Raw genomic sequence first — 19,977 nt, forward strand, 5'->3', positions numbered from 1 at the left:
GCGCCCCCCCCGACCGCCCCCGCAGACACCCCCCCGCCCACGACCCCCCCGCCCCCCCGGGGCCCCCGGCCCGGCGGGGTCGGCGCCCCGCGCGGGGCCCCCGGGGTGCCCCCCCGCGGGGCCCCCCGCCCGTCTTCGGGGCTCCTCGTGGAGCCCGGTGCTCAGAACCCGGCGATCGGGTTCTTCAGGGTGCCGACCAGCTGCAGCGCGCTCGACGGGTCCGCCAGGTCGACCATCTGCCGGTTGTCGCGCAACTGGAGCCGGTTGAGGCAGGACAGCGCGAACTCGGGCGCGAACAGGTCGTACTGCCGGAACTTGTCCTCGAGTTCGGGCGTCGCCTCCTGGTACGCGCGCACCGACTCGGCGACCGTCCGCCAGAAGTCCTCCTCGGCGAGGACTCCCTCCTCCGCGAGCTGGGCGGCCAGGAAGCGGAAGAAGCAGTCGAAGACGTCCGTGAAGATCGACAGCAGCTTCGTGTCCTCGGGGACGTCGACACGGATCCGCTCCACCGCGGGCGGCAGCACCGCCTGCGGGTCCATGACCACGATCTCCTCGGCGATGTCCTTGTAGACCGCCCGTCGCACCGCCCCGTCCTCCAGGACGAGGATGACGTTCTCGCCGTGCGGCATGTAGACCAGGTCGTACGCGTAGAAGCTGTGCAGGAGCGGGGTGAGGTAGGCGCGCAGATAGCCGCGCAGCCACTCCACCGGCGTCAGGCCCGACCGCTCGATCAGCGCGGCCGCGAACGAGGCGCCCTCGTGGTCGACATGGACGAGGGACGCCATCGTCGCCAGGGACTCGCCCTCACCCAGTGAGGGGACCGGGCTCTCGCGCCACAGCGCGGCCAGCATCTTGCGGTACGGGGAGTACCGGTCGGTGGCCGCCTCGTACTCCAGATGCCGGTAGCCGACGGCCGCCCGCTCACGGATGACCGACAGACCGGTGGACTTCAGCACCGGGTCGCTCTCGACGAGCTGGACCAGCCAGTCGTTGATCGCCGGGGTCGCCTCCATGTAGGCGGCGGACAGACCCCGCATGAAGCCCATGTTCAGCACGCTCAGCGCCGTCTTCACGTAGTGCTTGTGCGGGCTGCTGGTGTTGAAGAACGTCCGGATGGACTGCTGGGCCAGGTACTCGTCGTCGCCCTCGCCGAGACAGACCAGGCGCTGCTGGGCGACCTCGGCCGCGAACGTCACGGACAGCTTGTTCCACCACTGCCAGGGGTGGACGGGTATGAGGAGGTACTCCTCGGGGTCGAGCCCCCGCTCGCGCAGGATCCCGTCGAACCGTTCGACCGTCTCCGTGCCCAGCTCGCCCTGCACGAAGGACTCGTACGTGATGCCGACGCCCGCCGTGAAGGCGGCCCGTGAGCGGTGCGCCGCCAGCCACACCAGCCGTACCGGGTTCGCGGTCTCGGGAGCGTAGGCGAGGTAGTCGTGCACACCGAAGCCGAGTCGCCCGTTGTTGGCGACGAAGCACGGGTGGCCCTCGGTCATGCCGGTCTCGATGGCCTGGAAGCCGGCGCCGGCCAGCTCGCGGACCGGGACCTGCGCCTTGGTGAGCTTGTAGCAGGTGCCCGCGAGGGTGGAGGAGATCTCCTCCAGGTAGACCGGCAGGATCTCGTCGCTCAGGCCGAGCGACGTCCTCAGTTCGATGAAGAAGTCCAGTGCCGACAGCGGGAGTTCGGTGCCGTCGCGGTGCCGGGTGATGGACTCGGCGGCCACCTGCCAGTGGTCGAGCAGGCGGCGGGTCGCGGTGAACCGGTAGCTCGTCAGCCCGTCGTCGCCGAGGACCTCGTAGCGGCCGTCCGGCAGGCTCCGCGGGGTGATCAGCCGCTCGTGGGCGAACTCGGCGAGCGCCTTGCGGAGAAGGAGGCGGTTGGCGTCGGCCCAGCGCTCGGGGGAGAGGTGGGCGACACTCCCGGCGGACTTCACGCGGCCACCGCCTTCGCGAACTGCTCCCGGGTGCAGAAGCTCAGCAGCGCCTTCTTCTCCGGCTTCTGGATCTCTTCGACGGAGACGAATCCGACGGCCTCGTTGAGGGCGTGCACGGCCGTGTTGGCCACGTCGGGCTCGACGACGACGCGCTCGGTCGCCGGGTCGGCGAACAGGTGCTCCATCACCGAGGTGATCACGGCCCGGGTGAAGCCGTGTACGGGGGTGTCGCTCGGGGCGACCAGGAAGTGCATGCCGACATCGCCCGGCCGCGGCTCGTACAGGCCGACGAGTTCGACGTACCGGGGGTCGTAGCGCTCCATCAGGAAGACGGGCTCGCCGTCCAGGAGACCGAGGAAGGCGTCGTGGTGGTCACTGGCCGCGATGGCCATGTACTCGCGCTCCACGTCGTGCAGTCTCGCCTCCTGCATCATCCAGAAGGCGGCCTTGGGATGGGTCACCCACCGGTGCAGCACCGGCGCGTCCTCGACGGGGTCGAGGGGGCGGACGGTGAAGGTGCCGATGGCGGTGGCGGTGGCGGTGGCGGTGGTCATACGGAGAACTCCTGGAACGCGATGGCCTTTTCGACCGGGTAGTACTCGGTGCCGAGCAGCTCGCGGATGATGGACGTGTTGCGGTACGGGCCCATGCCGAGGTCCGGTGAGGTGATCGAGTGGGTGTGGACGCCCGCGTTCTGCAGGAAGATCCCGCCGCCCGTGACGTCGATGGCGTAGTTGCGGGCCACGTCGAAGTTGCCCTGGGTGTCGTAGCGGAGCCGGTCGCGGACCGGTGCGAGGAACGCGGGCTCGGCGTACCGGTAGCCGGTGGCCAGCACCAGGCCCGTCGAGCTCAGCTCGTAGTCCCTGCCCTGCTCCTGCTGGCGGAACCCGAGGGTGTACGTGTCCTGGTCGTGGCGCGCGCTCTCCAGCGAGGAGTTGGTCAGCAGCCGGGCGGGCACCGGACCGCCGAGGTTCTTCTGGTAGAGCAGGTCGAAGATCGCGTCGATCAGCTCCCCGTCGATGCCCTTGAACAGACCCTTCTGCTCCGACTGGAGGCGGTAGCGGGTCGCCTCGGGCAGCGCGTGGAAGTAGTCGATGTACTCCGGGGAGGTCATCTCCAGGGTCAGCTTGGTGTATTCGAGGGGGAAGAAGCGCGGCGAGCGGGTCACCCAGTTCAGCCGGTAACCGTGGACGTCGATCTCGCTGAGCAGGTCGTAGAAGATCTCGGCGGCGGACTGGCCGCTGCCGATCAGGGTGATCGAGTCCTTGGCCTGGAGCTCCCGCTTGTGCTGCATGTAGCGGGAGTTGTGGATGAAGTCGCCGCCGAGGTCCGCGCAGGACTCCGGGACGTGGGGCGAGGTGCCGGTGCCGAGGACCAGGTGCCGGGCGCGGAACAGCTCGCCGGCCTCGGTCCGTACGGTGTACACCTCGTCCTCGTACGTCACCTCCGCGACCGTCGTCCCGAAGCGGACGCTGCTCAGCCTGGACGCGGCCCAGCGGCAGTAGTCGTCGTACTCGACCCGCAGCGGGTAGAAGTTCTCCCGGATGTAGAACGCGTACAGACGGCCCGATTCCTTCAGGTAGTTGAGGAAGGAGTACGGGGAGGTCGGGTCGGCGAGGGTGACCAGGTCCGACATGAACGGGGTCTGCAGGTGCGCGCCCTCCAGGAACATGCCGGTGTGCCACTCGAAGTGGGGCTTCGACTCCAGGAAGACACCGCTGAGTTCGGCGATCGGCTCGGTGAGGCAGGCGAGGCCGAGGTTGAAGGGCCCGAGCCCGATCCCCACGAAGTCGTAGGTGGTGTCCGTGGATTCAGCAAGCGCGGTCAAGGGACTCTCCCAGGTACTGCTCGGCGTGGCCGGCGATCAGGTCGAGGACGGCGGCGATGTCGTCCTGTGTGGTCTCGGGGTTGAGCAAGGTGAACTTCAGGTAGTGGCGTCCGCCGACCTTGGTGCCCGCGACGACGGCGTCGCCGGACGCGAACAGGGCCTTGCGGGCGTACAGGTTGGCGCGGTCGATCTCGGCCGGGTCGGTGACGGCGGCCGGGATGTACCGGAAGACGAGGGTGGACAGCGAGGGCCGCACGACGACGTCGAAGCGCGGGTCGGCGGCGAGCAGTTTCCAGCCCTCGGCGGCCAGGTCGCAGACCTCGTCGAAGAGTTCGCCGATGCCGTCGGCGCCCATGACGCGCAGCGTCATCCACAGCTTGAGCGCGTCGAAGCGGCGGGTGGTCTGGAGGGACTTGTCGACCTGGTTGGGGATGCGCTCGTGGACCATGCGGAGCGGGTTGAGGTACTCCGCGTGGTAGGTCGCGTGGCGCAGGGTCGCGGCGTCGCGGACCAGCACGGCCGAGGAACTCACCGGCTGGAAGAAGGACTTGTGGTAGTCGACGGTGACGGAGTCGGCCCGCTCGATGCCGTCGATGCGGTCCCGGTTCTTCAGCGAGGTGAGCAGTCCGCAGCCGTAGGCCGCGTCCACGTGCATCCAGGTGCCGAACTGGGAGCACAGTTCCGCGATCTCGGGCAGCGGGTCGATGGAGCCGAAGTCGGTGGTGCCCGAGGTGGCGACGACGGCCATGGGCACGAGGCCGTCCTGCCGGCAGCGCTCCAGCTCGTGGGCGAGAGCGACGGTCTGCATGCGCTTGTCGTGGTCGACGGGGATCGAGACGACGGCGTCGGGGGCGAGGCCGAGGAGTTTGGCCGACTTCTTGACGCTGAAGTGGCTGACCTCGGAGGCGAAGATCCGCAGATCGGCGAGGTTCTCCGCCTTGGCCTCCTCGCGTGCCAGGAGCAGGGCCTGGAGGTTGGACTGGCTGCCGCCGCTGGTGAACACCCCGTCCGCGGCCGGGCCGAGACCGATGCGCTCGTTCGTCCAGTCGATGAGCCTGCGCTCGATGAGGGTGCCGCCGGCCGACTGGTCCCAGGTGTCCAGCGAGGAGTTGACGGCGGACAGGACGGCCTCACCGAGCACGGCCGGGATGACGACCGGGCAGTTGAGGTGGGCGAGGTAGCGCGGGTGGTGGAAGTAGACCGCGTCCCGGAGGTAGACCTCTTCCAGCTCGTCGAGGACGGCCGTGGTGTCGTGCAGCGGCTTGTCGAGGTCGATCCCCTCGATGCGGGGGGCGAGTTCGTCGACCGTGACACCCGTGAACGGGCGGTCGGTGGCGGCGAGTTTGGCGGCCACCCGCTCGACCCCTTCGGTCACGGAGCGGCGGTACCGGTCCGCGGTGGTGTCGTTGAGCAGGTGCGAGCGCATGTGGGGGTCCTCCGTGCGGGGAGACAGTCCGAGCGGGACACGGGAAAGGGCGAGGTCGCGACGTTCGACTTAGGTCAGCCTAACCTAAGTCGATCACGCTTCCTCGCCCTGGCCCGTCCTTCGTGACGTACGCCTCTTTCCGATCGGCGGAAGGCGTCCGGGGGAGCGGAACTACTCTCCCTGTTCCCGCAGTTGTTCCTCGGTCAGGCCCTGTCGCCAGTACCCGACGAAGGTGACCCGCCGGCGGTCGATGCCGCGCTCGCGCACCAGATGGCGGCGCAGCTCCCGCACGCACCCGGACTCGCCCGCGATCCAGGCGTAGGGGGCCTCGGCGGGCGGGAGGTGCGCCGACCGCAGGGCGTCGAGCGCCAGGGGGCGCTCCCCGGCGGTGTGGTCGTCCCCGACCAGCCAGGTGATCTCGGCCTCGGCCGGGGTGGCCAGGTCCTGGATGTCACCGGCGTGCGGGACCTCCAGCCAGGCCCGCACCCGCAGTCCCGCCGGGAGCGATTCGAGGATGGCGGAGACCGCGGGAAGGGCCGTCTCGTCACCCCACAGGACCACGAGGTCGGCGTCCGCGGGCGGCCGGAAGCGGATGGCCCGGTTGTCCGCCACGGCGGGGCCGAGCAGGACCACCCGGTCGCCGGGCGCGGCGCCGGACGCCCAGCGCGAGGCGGGCCCGGCGGGGGCGGCCGCGCCCGGCCCAAGGCCGTGCAGCGCGAAGTCGATGTCGATCTCGTCGGGGTCGCGGCGCAGGGCCCGCAGGGTGTACGAGCGCATCACCGCCCGCACGTCGTCGGGCAGTTCGCGCCAGCCCTGCCACCAGTCGTCGCCGAGTTCGACGGGGACGGCGGGCTCGCTCTGGCCGGGGTGCGGGAGGAACAGGGACAGGGACTGGTCGCGTCCGTCGGAGTGGAAGTCCCGCAGGTCGGGTCCGCCGAAGGTCACCCGGACCAGAGACGGGCCGAGCCGCCTCGTCCGTACGACCCGGAGGGTGAAGAAACGGAACGGGGCGGCTACGGCCGTCGTCATGCGTGCTCCTGAGTGATCGTCAGGGGGTCACCGCGGAGGGTGTCAGGCGACCTTCTTGGCGTTCTCGATGGCCTCGGCGAGGCGCTCGAGGGTCGGGGTGCACTTGTCGTACGACAGGATCGCCTCGGGCGTCCGGGCGATGACCTGGCCGGCCTTGACGGCGGGCAGCTTCTTCCAGGTGGCCTCGGTGATGTCGGCCGGCTGGATGGTCGCGCTGCGGTCGTCGATGATGATGATGTCGGCCGGGTACTTGTCGACGTTCTCCCAGCTCAGGTTCTCGAACCAGCCGCCGCTGGCCTTGAGGGCCTTGGCGGAGGGCTCGACGATGTTCACGCCGAGGGCCTTGAAGTACTCCAGGTCGATGGAGAGGTTGGAGCCGGACACGTAGAAGATGTCCTGGCTCGCGGAACCGGCCAGCACCTTGATCTCCGGGCGCGCCTTGGCGGCCTTGCGCAGCCGCTCGGCGGCGGCCTCGAACTTCTTCTTCGCCTCGACGATCTTCGCCGACTTCACGTCGGCGCCCAGGGACTGGGCCAGCGCGTACATGCGCTCCAGGGACTGCGGCATCTGGCGGTCGTAGACGGAGACGGCGACGCTCGGCGCGAGCTTGAGGATCTTGTCCTTGGACTCCTCGGGGACGTACCAGAGGGTGCCCGCGGAGTCGAACGTCGTGGAGATCAGCACGTCGGGGGCGAGGCCCGCGTACTTCTCGATGTTGAACTGGCCCCACTCGTTGCCGAGGACCGTCAGCTTGCTGACGTCCATGTCGCCGGCCTGGACGTCGGCCTTGCCGTCCTTGGTCGTGGTCGGGCCGAAGACGCCCTTGACCTCGACGCCGTAGTCGAACAGGGCGGCGGCGACACCGGTGAAGGCGACGATGTTCGCCGGGGTCTTGTCCAGGTTCACGGTCGTGCCGCGGTCGTCCTTGAACGTCCAGGGGCCGGCCTTCGCCGCGGCCTTGGTCGCGTCCGAGCCAGCGCTTTTCGCGGCGTCGTCGTCACCGCAGGCGGCGAGGACGGCGCCGAGGCCGAGGACGCCGCCCGCGGCGAGGATGCCGCGACGGGAGAGCTGAGTGGCACGGGCGTTGGACATGAGTGTGGCTGCTTTCGGCATGGGGCGGAGAAGATCCACCGGATCAGTTCGAAGGTAGGTTAGCCTAACCTCAGCTCGTGTCCAGAGGGTGGGGCACCTTGATCGAGTCCGCGGTCGACGGCCCGTCCCACGCGCCGCGGCCACCGGCGCGTTCAGGCCATCGACATGCCATGGCCACCGGCGTGCCCAGGTCACCGACGCGCCGCGGCCACCGGCGTGTTCAGGCCATCGACACGCCGCGGCCAGAGGCGCGCCCAGGCCACCGACGCACCGCGGCCACCGGCGGGCGGGTGCCCGTCAGTGGCCGCGGTGTGGCGGTCGTGCGCGGGGCTCAGCCCGTGAGCCCCAGTTCCCGGGCGATCAGCATGCGCTGGACCTCGCTCGTGCCCTCGCCGATCTCCAGGATCTTGGAGTCGCGCCACATACGGGCGACCGGGTACTCGTTCATGAAGCCGTAGCCGCCGTGGACCTGGGTGGCCTCACGGGCGTTGTCGACGGCGATCGTGGAGGAGTACAGCTTGGCGATCGCCGCCTCCTTCTTGAAGGGCTCGCCCGCGACGAGACGGGACGCGGCGTCGCGCCAGCCCACCCGGGCCATGTGCGCCTTCATCTCCATGTCGGCGATCTTGAACTGGATCGCCTGGTTGGCGCCGATCGGGCGCCCGAACGCGTGCCGCTCCTTGGCGTACTTGACGGACTCGTCGACACAGCCCTGGGCGAGACCCGTGGCCAGCGCCGCGATCGCGATACGGCCCTCGTCCAGGATGCGCAGGAACTGCGCGTAGCCGCGGCCCTCCTCGCCGAGCAGGTTGGCCGCCGGGACGCGCACGTCCGAGAAGGACAGCTCACGGGTGTCGGAGGCGTTCCAGCCGACCTTCGAGTACGGGGCGGCGACCGTGAAACCGGGGGTGCCGGAGGGGACGATGATCGCCGAGATCAGCGGCTTGCCGTCGGGCTTGCGGCCGGTGACCGCGGTGACCGTCACCAGGCCCGTGATGTCCGTGCCCGAGTTGGTGATGAAGCACTTGCTGCCGTTGATGACCCATTCGTTCGTCTCGGGGTCGAGCCGGGCCGTCGTGCGGGTCGCGCCGGCGTCCGAGCCGCCGTCCGGCTCGGTCAGTCCGAACGCGCCCAGGATCTCGCCGGAGCACAGCCGCGGAAGCCACTCCCGCTTCTGCTCCTCGGTGCCGAAGAGGTGGACCGGCATGGCGCCCAGCGAGACGCCCGCCTCCAGGGTGATGGCCACGGACGAGTCGACGCGGGCCAGCTCCTCCAGGGCGATGCCGAGGGCGAGGTAGTCGCCGCCCATGCCGCCGTACTCCTCGGGGAACGGCAGCCCGAACAGGCCCATGCGGCCCATCTCCCGCACGATCTCGTACGGGAACTCGTGCCGCTCGTAGAAGTCGCCGATCTTCGGCGCCACGACGTCGTGCGCGAACTCCTCCACCGTGCGGCGGAGTTCTTCGAGCTCGGGGGAGAGACGGTGGTCCAGGGACATGTTCTTCACTCCTGGTGGGACTGTGTCGTGCTACCGATGGCTTTGACGGTGCGGGACGGGCTGGGTCGGCCCAGTTGTCCGGCCATCCACACGCTTGTGGCGGTGAGGCGGCCGAGGTCGACCCCGGTGTCGATACCGAGGCCCTGGAGCATCCATACGAGGTCTTCCGTGGCGAGGTTGCCCGTCGCCGACTTCGCGTACGGGCAGCCGCCGAGGCCGCCCGCCGATGCGTCGACGGTGGTGACGCCGTGCTGGAGGGCGGCCAGGGTGTTGGAGAGCGCCTGGCCGTAGGTGTCGTGGAAGTGCACGCCGAGCGCGCTGGTGGGCACGCCCTCCTCGTTCAGCTCGGCGAGCAGGGCCTGCACATGGCCCGGTGTCGCCACGCCGATCGTGTCGCCGAGGCTCAGTTCGTCACAGCCCATGTCCCGCAGCGCCTTGCAGACGCGGACGACCTGATGGACCGGGACGGGTCCCTCCCACGGGTCGCCGAAGCACATCGAGACATAGCCGCGGACGGAGAGCCGCGCCTCCCTGGCGCGGTTCACCACCGGCTCGAACATGGCGAGCGACTCGTCGACCGTCCGGTTGAGATTGGCCTTCGCGAAGGACTCCGTCGCGCTGGCGAAGACGGCCACGTGCCGGGCGCCGAGCGCCAGCGCACGCTCCAGCCCGCGCTCGTTCGGCACCAGTACCGGGAGCGCCACCGGCAGGTCGGCCACCTGCGGGAACAGCTGTTCCGCGTCCGCCAGTTGGGGAACCCACTTGGGGTGGACGAAGCTGGTCGCCTCGATCGTGGTCAGGCCCGCGTCCGCGAGGCGCCGGATGAACTCCGCCTTCACCTCGGTCGGTACGGTCGCCTTCTCGTTCTGCAGCCCGTCGCGCGCGCCGACCTCGTAGATCCGTACCCGGGCGGGCAGGTCCTGGGCCGGTACGGCCATGGGCAGGCCGAGTTCGGACGTGTTCATGCCGTCTCCTCAGCGGGGGTGATGACCGCCAGGATCTGGTCCATGGCGACCGTCGTGCCCGGTGTGACGTCCAGTTCGCTGACCGTCCCGGCGTGCGGCGCGGAGATGACGTGCTCCATCTTCATCGCCTCGACCACGAGCAGGCTCTGTCCGGCGGCCACCTCGTCGCCGACGGCGACCTTCACGACGGTCACCGTGCCGGGCATGGGGGCGGTCAGCGAGTCGGCACCGGCGTGCGCGGAGCCGGTGAGCGACGCGGCCACCGGGTCGTGGTCGCGCACATGCCAGGCGTCGCCGTCGCGGCCGATCCAGTCGGCGGCGCGGTGGAAGGTGTGCCGCACCCCGTCGAGGGTCACCGCGACGCGGTCGGCGGTGACCGTGTGGGTGCCGCGCGGGGTGTACTCCACCGGGTCGAGGACCCGCAGGGAGAAGCCGACCGGCTTCGGGGCGCCGCCGAGCCGCCAGCCGCTCGGCACCGAGAACGGGTCGGTCCAGCCCTCGCCCGACGGGGCCAGAGCGGCGAGCCGGACGGCCGCGGCCGCCTCGTACACCTCCTCGGGCACCTCGGACGACACCAGGCCGTCGGCCTCCCGCTCGACCAGACCGGTGTCCAGGTCGCCGGCCACCACGTCCGGGTGGGCCAGCAGGCGGCGCAGGAAGCCCGCGTTCGTCTGGACCCCGAGCGTGACCGTCTCGGCGAGGGCGGCCCGGAGCCTGCGCAGCGCCGTCGGGCGGTCGGGGCCGTACGCGATGACCTTGGAGAGCATGGGGTCGTAGAGGCTGCCGACCTCGGTGCCTTCCGTCAGGCCCGAGTCGGTGCGCACCCCGTCGCCCCCCGGTTCGCGCAGCGCGAGCACGGTGCCGCCGGAGGGGAGGAAGCCGCGGGCCGGGTCCTCGGCGCAGATCCGGGCCTCCACCGCGTGCCCGGTGAGGGTGATGTCCCGCTGCTCGTAGGGCAGATGCTCACCGGCGGCGACCCGGAGCTGCCACTCGACGAGGTCGAGGCCGGTGATCAGCTCGGTGACCGGGTGCTCCACCTGGAGGCGGGTGTTCATCTCCATGAAGTAGTACGAGGACGGGTCGCCGCCGGGGACGATGAACTCCACCGTGCCCGCGCCCCGGTAGCCGCAGGAGCGGGCCGCCTGGACGGCCGCCTCTCCCATCGCGGCGCGCGTGGCGTCGTCGAGGAGCACACTGGGCGCCTCCTCGATGATCTTCTGGTGGCGGCGCTGGAGGGAGCACTCGCGCTCGCCCAGGTGCACGACGTTGCCGTGCCCGTCCGCCAGGACCTGGATCTCGATGTGCCGGGGCCGGTCGACCCAGCGCTCGACGAGGAGCGTGTCGTCGCCGAAGGAGGCGCGCGCCTCACGCCGGGCGGCGGCGATCTCGTCGGCCAGCACCTCGGTGTCCCGCACCAGGCGCATGCCCTTGCCGCCGCCGCCCGCGCTCGGCTTCAGGAGCACCGGGACGCCGATCTCGCGGGCGGCCGCGATCAGCTCCGCGTCCGTCAGACCGCTGCCCGAGGAGCCGGGGACGACCGGGACGCCGGCCGCCTGCACCGTCTCCTTGGCGCGGATCTTGTCGCCCATCAGGGAGATCGCCTCGGCGGACGGTCCGATGAAGACCAGTCCGGCGTCCGCGCAGGCCCGCGCGAAGGCGGCGTTCTCGGCGAGGAAGCCGTACCCCGGGTGCACCGCCTGGGCGCCGGTGCGGGCCGCCGCCTCCAGCAGCCGCTCCACCGACAGATAGCTCTCCGACGCGGGCGCCGGTCCGATCCGTACCGCCGTGTCGGCCTCCCGGACGTGCCGGGCGTCGGCGTCCGCGTCCGAGAAGACGGCCACCGAGCGCACGCCGAGCGCGCGCAGGGTGCGGATGACGCGTACGGCGATCTCACCCCGGTTGGCCACGAGCACTGTGTCGAACATGGGTCCCCTCACATCCGGAAGACGCCGAACTGGGGGTCACCCAGGGGCGCGTTGGCGCAGGCGGTCAAGGCGAGTCCGAGGACCTGCCGGGTCTCCATCGGGTCGATCACACCGTCGTCCCAGAGCCGGGCACTCGCGTAGTAGGCGCTGCCCTGCTGCTCGTACTGCCGGCGGATCGGGTCCTTGAAGTCCTCCTCGTCCGCGGCCGGCCAGGACTCGCCGCGCGCCTCGATCTGGTCGCGCTTGACGGTCGCGAGGACCGAGGCGGCCTGCTCGCCGCCCATCACGGAGATCTTGGCGCCCGGCCACATCCACAGGAAGCGCGGCGAATACGCCCGGCCGCACATCGAGTAGTTGCCCGCGCCGTACGAACCGCCGATCACGACGGTCAGCTTGGGCACGCGGGCGCAGGCGACGGCCGTGACCATCTTCGCGCCGTGCTTGGCGATGCCGCCCGCCTCGTACTGGCGGCCCACCATGAAGCCGGAGATGTTCTGCAGGAACACCAGAGGGATGCCGCGCTGGTCGCACAGTTCGATGAAGTGGGCGCCCTTCTGGGCCGACTCCGAGAACAGGATCCCGTTGTTGGCGACGATGCCGACCGGGTGGCCGTGGATCCGGGCGAAGCCGGTGACCAGGGTCTGCCCGAACTCGGCCTTGAACTCGGCGAAGCGGGAACCGTCGACCACGCGCGCGATGACCTCGCGTACGTCGTAGGGGGTGCGGGAGTCGACCGGCACCGCGCCGTACAGCCCGTACGGGTCGACCTTGGGCTCGGCCGCCGTGGTGACCTCCCAGGGCAGCTTCCCGCGCGCGGGGAGCGTGGAGACGATGGTGCGCACGATCCGCAGCGCGTGCGCGTCGTCCTCGGCGAGGTGGTCGGTGACGCCGGAGGTCCGGGAGTGGACCTCGCCGCCGCCCAGCTCCTCGGCGGTCACCACCTCACCGGTGGCGGCCTTCACCAGAGGGGGACCGCCCAGGAAGATCGTCCCCTGGTTGCGGACGATCACCGCCTCGTCGCTCATCGCCGGCACATACGCGCCGCCGGCCGTGCAGGAGCCGAGGACGGCCGCGATCTGCGGGATCCCGGCGCCGGACATCCGCGCCTGGTTGTAGAAGATCCGCCCGAAGTGCTCGCGGTCGGGGAACACCTCGTCCTGCATGGGCAGGAAGGCGCCTCCGGAGTCGACGAGATACACACAGGGCAGACGGTTCTCCAGCGCGACCTCCTGGGCGCGCAGGTGCTTCTTCACCGTCATCGGGTAGTACGTGCCGCCCTTGACGGTGGCGTCGTTGGCGACGATCACGCACTCGCGCCCGCTCACCCGGCCGATCCCGGCGATGACACCGGCGGCCGGGGCCGCGCCGTCGTACATCCCGTCGGCGGCGAGCGGTGCCAGCTCCAGGAACGGGGAGCCGGGGTCGAGCAGGGCGTCCACGCGGTCGCGGGGCAGCAGCTTGCCGCGCGCGGTGTGCCGCGCCCGTGCCTTCTCGCCGCCGCCGAGCCGCACCGCGGCCAGCTTGTGGCGCAGCTCCTCGCCCAGCGCGCGGTGTGCCGCCTCGTTGGCCCTCCAGGCCTCCGACGCGGGGTCTGCCGCGCTCGTCAGCTCCGGTGCCTCTTGCATCCTGCGGTCCCCTCACCAGTGGTCGACCAGTTAATGAGCGTTAACGCAACTCCTTCAGGTTAACGACCGCTAACGCCGGTGTCTAGAATTGATTCCATGGCCACCAGAACCGACGCCCCCACTCGGCGCGAGCAGATCCTGAGGGAGGCCGCGCGGCTGTTCGCCGAACGTGGTTTCCATGGCGTGGGAGTGGACGAGATAGGAGCGGCGGTCGGAATCAGCGGCCCCGGTCTCTACCGGCACTTCGCCGGCAAGGACGCGATGCTCGCCGAGCTGCTGGTGGGGATCAGCGGGCAACTGCTCACGGGCGGCCGGCGCAGGGTGGCGGAGGCCCAGGCGGGTCCCGGGGGAGGTGCCGAGGGGCTCCTCGACTCGCTCATCGAGGGGCACATCGACTTCGCGCTCGACGACCGTCCTCTGATCACCCTGCACGACCGCGAGCTGGACCGCCTGCGGGACAGCGACCGCAAGCTCGTGCGCCAGCTCCAGCGCCAGTACGTCGAGCTGTGGGTGGAGGTGGTGCGCGAGGTCTACCCGGATCTGGGGGAGCCCTCCGCGCGCTCCGCCGTGCACTCGGTCTTCGGCCTGCTGAACTCGACCCCGCACCTGGGGCGGCCGGGCGCGCTCCCCGGGCGCGCGGGCACGGCCGAGCTGCTGCACCGGATGGCGCGGGGAGCGTTCGGAGCGGCCGCTGTGGCTCCCGGGGCGTGACGAGCGTCTCGGGGGGCGACCCCTGGACGGCGCTCGTGACCGACGGGTAACCTCGTATCTGAGCAAGCGCTTAGAAATAACCCAAGGTATCCAGGCGGAGGTGGCGGCGGTGCGCCGTACTGTGTTCAACGAGGACCACGAGGCGTTCCGGGAGACCCTGCGCGCCTTCATCGAGGCCGAGGTCGTCCCGGTCTACGACGAGTGGTTCGCCGCCGGCCAGGCGCCGCGCGACTTCTACTACAAGCTCGCCGAGCTCGGCGTCTTCGGCATCCGCGTGGACGAGGAGTTCGGCGGCGCCGGCATCGACTCGTACAAGTTCGAAGCCGTGATGTACGAGGAGACCTCGCGCGCGGGTGTCCAGTTCGGCGGCTCCGGTGTGCACGTGCTGCTCGGCCTGCCCTACATCAAGTCGCTCGCCACCGACGAGCAGAAGAAGCGCTTCCTGCCCAAGTTCGTCAGCGCCGAGGAGATGTGGGCCCTCGCGATGACCGAGCCGGGCACCGGCTCCGACCTCGCGGGCATGAAGACCACCGCCAAGCTCTCCGAGGACGGCACGCACTACGTCCTCAACGGCTCCAAGACCTTCATCACCGGTGGCGTCCACGCCGACCGCGTGATCGTCTGCGCCCGCACCTCCGCGCCCACCGCCGAGGACCGCCGCTTCGGCATCTCCCTGTTCGCCGTGGACACCAAGTCCGAGGGCTACTCCATCGGCCGCAAGCTCGACAAGCTCGGCCTGCGGACCTCCGACACCGCCGAGCTGGCGTTCGTCGACGTGAAGGTCCCCGTCGAGGACCTCCTCGGCGAGGAGAACAAGGGCTTCTACTACCTCGGCCACAACCTCGCCTCCGAGCGCTGGGGCATCGCCTTCGGCGCCTACGCGCAGGCCAAGGCCGCCGTCCGGTTCGCCAAGGAGTACGTCCAGGAGCGCACCGTCTTCGGCAAGTCGGTCGCCTCGTTCCAGAACACCAAGTTCGAGCTGGCCGCCTGCCAGGCCGAGGTGGACGCGGCCGAGGCCGTCGCCGACCGCGCGCTCGAGGCCCTCGACGCCGGTGAGCTGACCCCGGCCGAGGCCGCCAGCGCCAAGCTGTTCTGCACCGAGGTCGCGCACCGCGTCATCGACCGCTGCCTCCAGCTCCACGGCGGCTACGGCTTCATGAACGAGTACCCGATCGCCCGCCTGTACGCGGACAACCGGGTCAACCGCATCTACGGCGGGACCAGCGAGATCATGAAGACGATCATCGCCAAGGACATGGGCCTGTAAGGTCCGCGAAAAGACTGCGCGGTACAACTGCCTTATGAGCGAGGCACTTCAGTCTCTCCTCGATCTGCTCGATCTCGAGCGGATCGAGGAGAACATCTTCCGCGGCCGTTCCCGGTCCGCCGTCGTCCCCAGGGTCTTCGGCGGACAGGTGGCGGCGCAGGCCCTCGTGGCCGCCGGGCGCACGGTCCCCGAGGACCGGCTCGCCCACTCCCTGCACGCGTACTTCCTGCGCATCGGCGACCCCGGCGCGCCCATCGTGTACTCCGTGGACCGCATCCGCGACGGCCGCTCCTTCACCACCCGCAGGGTGGTCGCGGTCCAGCACGGACAGCCGATCTTCCACCTCTCCGCGTCCTTCCAGGCGTACGAGGAGGGCATGGAGCACCAGGCGCCGATGCCACCCGCTCCGGCCCCGGAGACGCTGCCCACGGCCGCCGAACTGCTCCCTCTGTACGCCGACGTCTTCACCGACGCCGAGGTGGTGGAGCGCATCCTGGAGGCCCGGGAGTCCGTCGACCTGCGCTATGTCGACGCGCCGCCGTACGGCACCGTCGGCGAGCCGCGCGAACCGCGCTCCCAGGTGTGGTTCCGCACCAACGGCAAGCTCGCGGACGACCCACTGCTCCACGTCGTGCTCGCCACCTACGTCTCGGACATGACGCTCCTCGACTCCATCCTGCTCGCCCACGGGCGCGGCGGCTGGGTGACCGGCGACGTCGTCGGCGCCTCGCTCGACCACGCGATGTGGTTCCACCGCCCGTTCCGCGCCGACGAGTGGCTGCTCTACGACCAGGAGTCGCCGTCCGCGTCCGGCGGCCGGGGCCTGGGCCAGGCCCGGATCTACACCCAGGACGGCCGACTGGCCATCTCCGTGATCCAGGAGGGCGTGGTCCGCGTCCCCCGGTAGGCGTTCCCGGGTAGAAGTGGGGCATGACCGACGCACCGCAGGACACCGGCGGCGGCGAGAGCGTCTTCACGGTGATCGTCGCCGCGGCCGCCAACCTCGGGATCGCCCTCGCCAAGGCGGTCGCGGGTGTCATCAGCGGCTCCAGCGCGATGCTGTCCGAGGCCGCCCACTCCGTCGCCGACACCGTCACGGAACTGATGCTGCTCACGGCGCTCAAACGCAGCGAGAAACCGGCCGACGAGGACCATCCGCTCGGCTACGGCCCCGAGCGCTACATCTGGGCGCTGCTCGCCGCCGTCGCCACCTTCGTCGGCGGCGCCGTCTTCTCCCTCTACGACGGCGTCCACACCCTGGTCGCGGGCGAGGAGCTCGGCGACCCGCTCGTCTCGTACATCGTGCTGGCCCTCGCCTTCCTCCTGGAGGGCTTCTCCCTGCGGACGGGACTGCGGCAGGCGCGCGGCGAGGCCGCCCGGCTCGACGCCCCCTTCAAGACCTACCTCCGGCGCACCCCCGACACCGCCGTGAAGGCCGTCGTCATGGAGGACTCGGCCGCACTCGTCGGCCTGGTGTTCGCCGCGGGCGGGCTGCTCGGCGGCCAGCTCACCGGATCGGGCGTCTGGGACGGCATCGCGTCGCTGCTCATCGGGCTCCTGCTGCTCTACGTCGCCTGGGTGCTGGGCCGTTCCAACGCTGAGCTGCTGATCGGACGGCCGCTGCCGAAGCCGATGCGGGAGCGGATCCGGGCCGAGCTGCTGGAGCTGGAGCACATCGAGGCCGTGCTGGAACTGATCACGCTCGTGCAGGGGCCGCGCGAGGCGCTCGTCGCCGCCAAGGTCGACTTCCGGGACACGTCGACCGCGGCCCAGATCGAGTGGGCCTGTGAACAGGCGGAGGACCGGATCCGGTCGGTGTTCCCCGCGGTGAGCAGGGTGTACCTGGACCCGACCCCGGGCTACGCCCAGCGGCGGTCGGAGGGGCTGAACCCCTGGCCGTGAACGGGGTGCCTGCCCTGGGGCCGAGGTCCGACGGCGCGGGTCGGCGGGCGCCGTCCCGGGAGCCCGCCCGCGCCGGGGCGCGCCCCGGACCGGTCGTCTTCCCACCGCCGCGCTGCCCTCCGCCTGCACGGGCCGGGTACCAGCGCTTCTTCAAGGCCGGGGCTCAGGCCAGGCCGGCCTCGTTCAGCAGGTACGCCGTCATCGGGTCGTAGTGGCGCGGGCTGAGGACGTGGTCGTCGAGCGGGACCGCGACCTGGAGCGTGCCCTCCGACTCGGCGAGGAAGAGCGCCGGGTCGTTGCAGTCGGCGTAGCCTACGGAGTCCACACCGTGCTGACCCGCGTAGCCGGCCCAGCCGTGGTCGGCCACGACCAGGTCGGGCAGCGGGCGGCCCTCCCGCTCCAGCGCGGTGAGGATCGCGCGCATCGGCTCGCCCGAGTGCGTGTGCCACAGCGTGGCGCCGTGCTCCAGCACCGCCACGTCCGCGAACTGCATGACGTACCCCTCGTCCGTCTGCAGGCCGTCCGGGATCACCACGATCTCGCAGCCGGCGGCGCGCAGGGCGGCGGCCGTGGCCCGGTGAACGTCCAGCAGCCCGCCCGGGTGACCGGTCGCGAACAGCACCCGCTGCCGGTCCTCGGCCGCCTTGCGCAGCCGGCCCGCCAGACGGTCCAGCGCGTCCACGGTCAACTCGGGGTCGATGGTGTCCTGGCCGTAGCGGTGCTCCGGGTCGTCGTTGACGCCGACCCGCTCCGCCATCACCGCGAGCACGTCCTGCTCGTCGCTCCAGCGGTCGCCGAGTTCCAGACCGAGCCACCAGTTGCGCTCGCCGTTCGCCAGCTTGCGGTAGTGGGAGAGGTTGTTCTCGCGGGGGGTGGCGACATCGCCCGCGATACGGGTCTTCACGAGATGGTCGACGAGTTCGGCGCGGCTGGGCGTCCCGGGTATCGGCATAGCACCATTGTGCCGGTGCGTCCGGCCCCCGGGCGCGGCCGTCCCGGTCGCTGGGACGTGCGTCACTCGGGTGTACGGGCCGTCGCGCCGTTCCCGGCACCCCGCGTCTCCTCCTCCCGGAGCGCGAACCACAACTCCATGCGTACGTCCGGGTCGTCGAGGTCCGTGTCCAGCAACGCGGCGCAGCGGGCGACGCGTTGGCGGACGGTGTTGCGGTGGACGGACAGGGCGACCGCGGTGCGGTCCCAACTGCCGTGCAGGGAGAGCCAGGTGCGCAGGGTCTCGGTCAGGGCGGGAGTCCCGGCGACGGGGGCGAGGAGTGCCTGGGCGTGGGCCTCGGCGTCCGCCGGGGGGACGAGGTCGGCGAGCGCGGGACGGTCGCCGTGCCGGACCAGGGCCGCCCGGGTCGCGCGGGCGCGGGCCAGCGCGCGGGCCGCCTGGGTGTCTGCGGCCGCCCACCCGTGCGGCCCTGCGGGAGCGCTGACCCCGCAGACCCAGCCCGGCTGCGCGGCGGGCACACGGTCGCCGGGGACGAGGACGCGGACGACGTCGCCGCCCACGTCCACCAGCGCGGAGCCCAGCGCCGCCGCGAGCGCGGACGCCGCGACGGTGTCCGGCGCGGGGCCGTCCCCGGCCGGGCGCGCGTGCACGACCACCCACCGCTCACCGCCGAGCAGCGGCGCCACCGCCTCGGGCGCCGCCCCGAGCAGCAGCCGCACCAGGGCCGCCGAACGTCCGGCCGCGCTCGCGCTCTGGTGTTCCCCGGTGAGCAGGGAGAGCAGCACGGACGCGACGGAGGCGATCGTGTGGTCGCCGGGGTCGCGGCGCGGCGCGGCGACGCCGAGGACGAAGCCCTGGCCGCTGCCGAGGGCGTAGGCCGTGAGATGGACACCGCCCACGGTGTCGGTGGCCGAGGACGGGGCTGGCCCCTGGGCCTCACGGGGCCGCACGACCCCGGCGAGCTCACCGAGCACGTCCTCGGGTGCCGGGCCGGGGCGGGGCGGCTCCGGCGGGCGGGTCGGCGGGACGGTTCCGGCGTGGGCCAGTTCCGTGCCCTCCGGGCCGTACAGCGCCGCCCAGCCGTTCACCCGCCGGGCGAGCTGCCGCAGGACCGCCGGCACCGGATCGGGGCGGGCGGCGGCGGCCGCCAGGCTCTGCTGGGCCTCCGTCACCCGGCGCAGTTCGGCCAGCCGGGCCTGGGCCATGAGCTGCCACACCGCGCGGGCGACCCCGGAGAACGTCGTCCGGGGCGGGACCTCCAGCAGGGGAAGCCCGTGGGTGTCGCAGGCCGCGACGAGGGCGGGCGGGACCGTGTCGTGGACCGGCGCGAGACCGAACCCGAGGGCCGCGCCGCCCGCCGCGACGATCCGGGAGACATAGCCGTCGAAGTAGTCGTCCGGGCCGGGAGCGCCTTCGCCGGAGACGGCCGCCGAGGGCACGTGGACCCCCGCCGTCAGCAGCAGCTCGCCGCCCAGCAGGTACGGGTAGAGGTCGGCCATCTCCGAGGTGTGCGCCCAGTGGATCACCGTGTCGGGCTCCGCGGGCCCGGCGATCAGGCGCAGGCCCAGGTCCTCGCGGTCCAGGAGCGCCGACAGCGGCACGGGAGGGGTCGGCGGCACGGCCGGGGCGGACACGGCCGGGGCGGGTACGGCCGGGACGGACGGCGGCGGTGGGTCCGGCACGACGGCGGTGCCTCCATCCCGTTCAGGCCGGGATGGACGGTTCTTCCATCCCGTTCGGATCAGGATGGACGATTCCTCCATCCCGTTCGGTTCGAATGGATGAAACGTACACTTCGCAGTCGCATTCCGGCCACCTAGGGT

Annotated in this window: 16 protein-coding genes; 4 read left to right on the forward strand and 12 right to left on the reverse strand. The window is 71.4% G+C overall.

The window, feature by feature from the left end; all coding sequences use genetic code 11:
• Positions 1 to 161: 161 nt before the first annotated feature.
• The 10 genes from ACFXGX_RS11530 to ACFXGX_RS11575 form a co-directional block, all read right to left on the reverse strand.
• Positions 162 to 1,934 carry an IucA/IucC family protein gene (locus tag ACFXGX_RS11530; protein ID WP_384788269.1) on the reverse strand — a complete coding sequence of 591 codons (1,773 nt, stop codon included), beginning with the start codon at positions 1,932 to 1,934 and terminating at the stop codon, positions 162 to 164.
• Positions 1,931 to 2,488, reverse strand: a complete 558-nt coding sequence (locus tag ACFXGX_RS11535; protein ID WP_384788272.1) for a GNAT family N-acetyltransferase — start codon at positions 2,486 to 2,488, stop codon at positions 1,931 to 1,933. The genes ACFXGX_RS11530 and ACFXGX_RS11535 overlap by 4 nt, the downstream gene beginning before the upstream one ends.
• Positions 2,485 to 3,762 (reverse strand): lysine N(6)-hydroxylase/L-ornithine N(5)-oxygenase family protein, encoded by a 1,278-nt coding sequence (locus ACFXGX_RS11540; protein ID WP_384788275.1) that lies wholly within the window; start codon positions 3,760 to 3,762, stop codon positions 2,485 to 2,487. The genes ACFXGX_RS11535 and ACFXGX_RS11540 overlap by 4 nt, the downstream gene beginning before the upstream one ends.
• The gene (gene desA / locus ACFXGX_RS11545; protein WP_384788278.1) at positions 3,746 to 5,188 is read right to left on the reverse strand and encodes a lysine decarboxylase DesA; all 1,443 of its coding nucleotides are present in this window, start codon (positions 5,186 to 5,188) and stop codon (positions 3,746 to 3,748) included. Before desA ends, ACFXGX_RS11540 begins: the two co-directional genes overlap by 17 nt.
• Before the next feature lie 171 nt (positions 5,189 to 5,359).
• Positions 5,360 to 6,217, reverse strand: a complete 858-nt coding sequence (locus ACFXGX_RS11550; protein WP_384788280.1) for a siderophore-interacting protein — start codon at positions 6,215 to 6,217, stop codon at positions 5,360 to 5,362.
• 42 nt (positions 6,218 to 6,259) lie between these two features.
• Entirely contained in the window at positions 6,260 to 7,309 is a 1,050-nt protein-coding gene (locus tag ACFXGX_RS11555; RefSeq protein ID WP_384788284.1) for an ABC transporter substrate-binding protein, read from the reverse strand.
• Between the two features lie 331 nt (positions 7,310 to 7,640).
• Positions 7,641 to 8,801 carry an acyl-CoA dehydrogenase family protein gene (locus ACFXGX_RS11560; protein WP_384788518.1) on the reverse strand — a complete coding sequence of 387 codons (1,161 nt, stop codon included), beginning with the start codon at positions 8,799 to 8,801 and terminating at the stop codon, positions 7,641 to 7,643.
• Between the two features lie 11 nt (positions 8,802 to 8,812).
• Entirely contained in the window at positions 8,813 to 9,772 is a 960-nt protein-coding gene (locus ACFXGX_RS11565; RefSeq protein WP_384788287.1) for a hydroxymethylglutaryl-CoA lyase, read from the reverse strand.
• On the reverse strand, positions 9,769 to 11,697 hold the full coding sequence (locus ACFXGX_RS11570) for an acetyl/propionyl/methylcrotonyl-CoA carboxylase subunit alpha (RefSeq protein ID WP_384788290.1): 1,929 nt from the start codon (positions 11,695 to 11,697) through the stop codon (positions 9,769 to 9,771). The genes ACFXGX_RS11565 and ACFXGX_RS11570 overlap by 4 nt, the downstream gene beginning before the upstream one ends.
• Before the next feature lie 8 nt (positions 11,698 to 11,705).
• Entirely contained in the window at positions 11,706 to 13,322 is a 1,617-nt protein-coding gene (locus tag ACFXGX_RS11575; protein WP_384788293.1) for a carboxyl transferase domain-containing protein, read from the reverse strand.
• Positions 13,323 to 13,418: 96 nt separating this feature from the next.
• Here ACFXGX_RS11575 and ACFXGX_RS11580 point away from each other — a divergent pair, with 96 nt between their 5' ends.
• The 4 genes from ACFXGX_RS11580 (at position 13,419) to ACFXGX_RS11595 (ending at position 17,202) form a co-directional block, all read left to right on the forward strand.
• Positions 13,419 to 14,033, forward strand: coding sequence for a TetR/AcrR family transcriptional regulator (locus ACFXGX_RS11580; RefSeq protein WP_384788295.1), 615 nt, complete (start codon positions 13,419 to 13,421; stop codon positions 14,031 to 14,033).
• Between the two features lie 109 nt (positions 14,034 to 14,142).
• On the forward strand, positions 14,143 to 15,300 hold the full coding sequence (locus tag ACFXGX_RS11585) for an acyl-CoA dehydrogenase family protein (protein WP_384788297.1): 1,158 nt from the start codon (positions 14,143 to 14,145) through the stop codon (positions 15,298 to 15,300).
• A gap of 34 nt (positions 15,301 to 15,334) precedes the next feature.
• A complete protein-coding gene (gene tesB, locus ACFXGX_RS11590) occupies positions 15,335 to 16,207 on the forward strand; it encodes an acyl-CoA thioesterase II (protein WP_384788300.1) in 873 nt (290 codons plus the stop codon).
• Positions 16,208 to 16,230: 23 nt separating this feature from the next.
• Positions 16,231 to 17,202, forward strand: coding sequence for a cation diffusion facilitator family transporter (locus ACFXGX_RS11595; RefSeq protein ID WP_384788303.1), 972 nt, complete (start codon positions 16,231 to 16,233; stop codon positions 17,200 to 17,202).
• A 163-nt stretch (positions 17,203 to 17,365) separates the two neighbouring features.
• Here the strand turns inward: ACFXGX_RS11595 and ACFXGX_RS11600 are convergent, their stop codons facing one another.
• Complete coding sequence (locus tag ACFXGX_RS11600; protein ID WP_384788305.1) at positions 17,366 to 18,154, reverse strand: phosphatase; 789 nt, start codon at positions 18,152 to 18,154, stop codon at positions 17,366 to 17,368.
• A 62-nt stretch (positions 18,155 to 18,216) separates the two neighbouring features.
• Positions 18,217 to 19,788, reverse strand: coding sequence for a PucR family transcriptional regulator ligand-binding domain-containing protein (locus ACFXGX_RS11605; RefSeq protein WP_384788521.1), 1,572 nt, complete (start codon positions 19,786 to 19,788; stop codon positions 18,217 to 18,219).
• Positions 19,789 to 19,977: the final 189 nt, after the last annotated feature.

It is taken from the genome of Streptomyces sp. NPDC059371 (genome assembly GCF_042751995.1).
In the GTDB taxonomy this organism is placed as follows: Bacteria; Actinomycetota; Actinomycetes; order Streptomycetales; family Streptomycetaceae; genus Streptomyces.

What these genes read in the sequence shown, in the direction of transcription:
- ACFXGX_RS11575 (WP_384788293.1), bottom strand. Translation starts at nt 13,322, where the DNA reads ATGCAAGAGGCACCGGAGCTGACGAGCGCGGCAGACCCCGCGTCGGAG.
- ACFXGX_RS11570 (WP_384788290.1), bottom strand. Translation starts at nt 11,697, where the DNA reads ATGTTCGACACAGTGCTCGTGGCCAACCGGGGTGAGATCGCCGTACGC.
- tesB (WP_384788300.1), top strand. Translation starts at nt 15,335, where the DNA reads ATGAGCGAGGCACTTCAGTCTCTCCTCGATCTGCTCGATCTCGAGCGG.
- ACFXGX_RS11565 (WP_384788287.1), bottom strand. Translation starts at nt 9,772, where the DNA reads ATGAACACGTCCGAACTCGGCCTGCCCATGGCCGTACCGGCCCAGGAC.
- desA (WP_384788278.1), bottom strand. Translation starts at nt 5,188, where the DNA reads ATGCGCTCGCACCTGCTCAACGACACCACCGCGGACCGGTACCGCCGC.
- ACFXGX_RS11580 (WP_384788295.1), top strand. Translation starts at nt 13,419, where the DNA reads ATGGCCACCAGAACCGACGCCCCCACTCGGCGCGAGCAGATCCTGAGG.
- ACFXGX_RS11550 (WP_384788280.1), bottom strand. Translation starts at nt 6,217, where the DNA reads ATGACGACGGCCGTAGCCGCCCCGTTCCGTTTCTTCACCCTCCGGGTC.
- ACFXGX_RS11555 (WP_384788284.1), bottom strand. Translation starts at nt 7,309, where the DNA reads ATGTCCAACGCCCGTGCCACTCAGCTCTCCCGTCGCGGCATCCTCGCC.
- ACFXGX_RS11595 (WP_384788303.1), top strand. Translation starts at nt 16,231, where the DNA reads ATGACCGACGCACCGCAGGACACCGGCGGCGGCGAGAGCGTCTTCACG.
- ACFXGX_RS11535 (WP_384788272.1), bottom strand. Translation starts at nt 2,488, where the DNA reads ATGACCACCGCCACCGCCACCGCCACCGCCATCGGCACCTTCACCGTC.
- ACFXGX_RS11600 (WP_384788305.1), bottom strand. Translation starts at nt 18,154, where the DNA reads ATGCCGATACCCGGGACGCCCAGCCGCGCCGAACTCGTCGACCATCTC.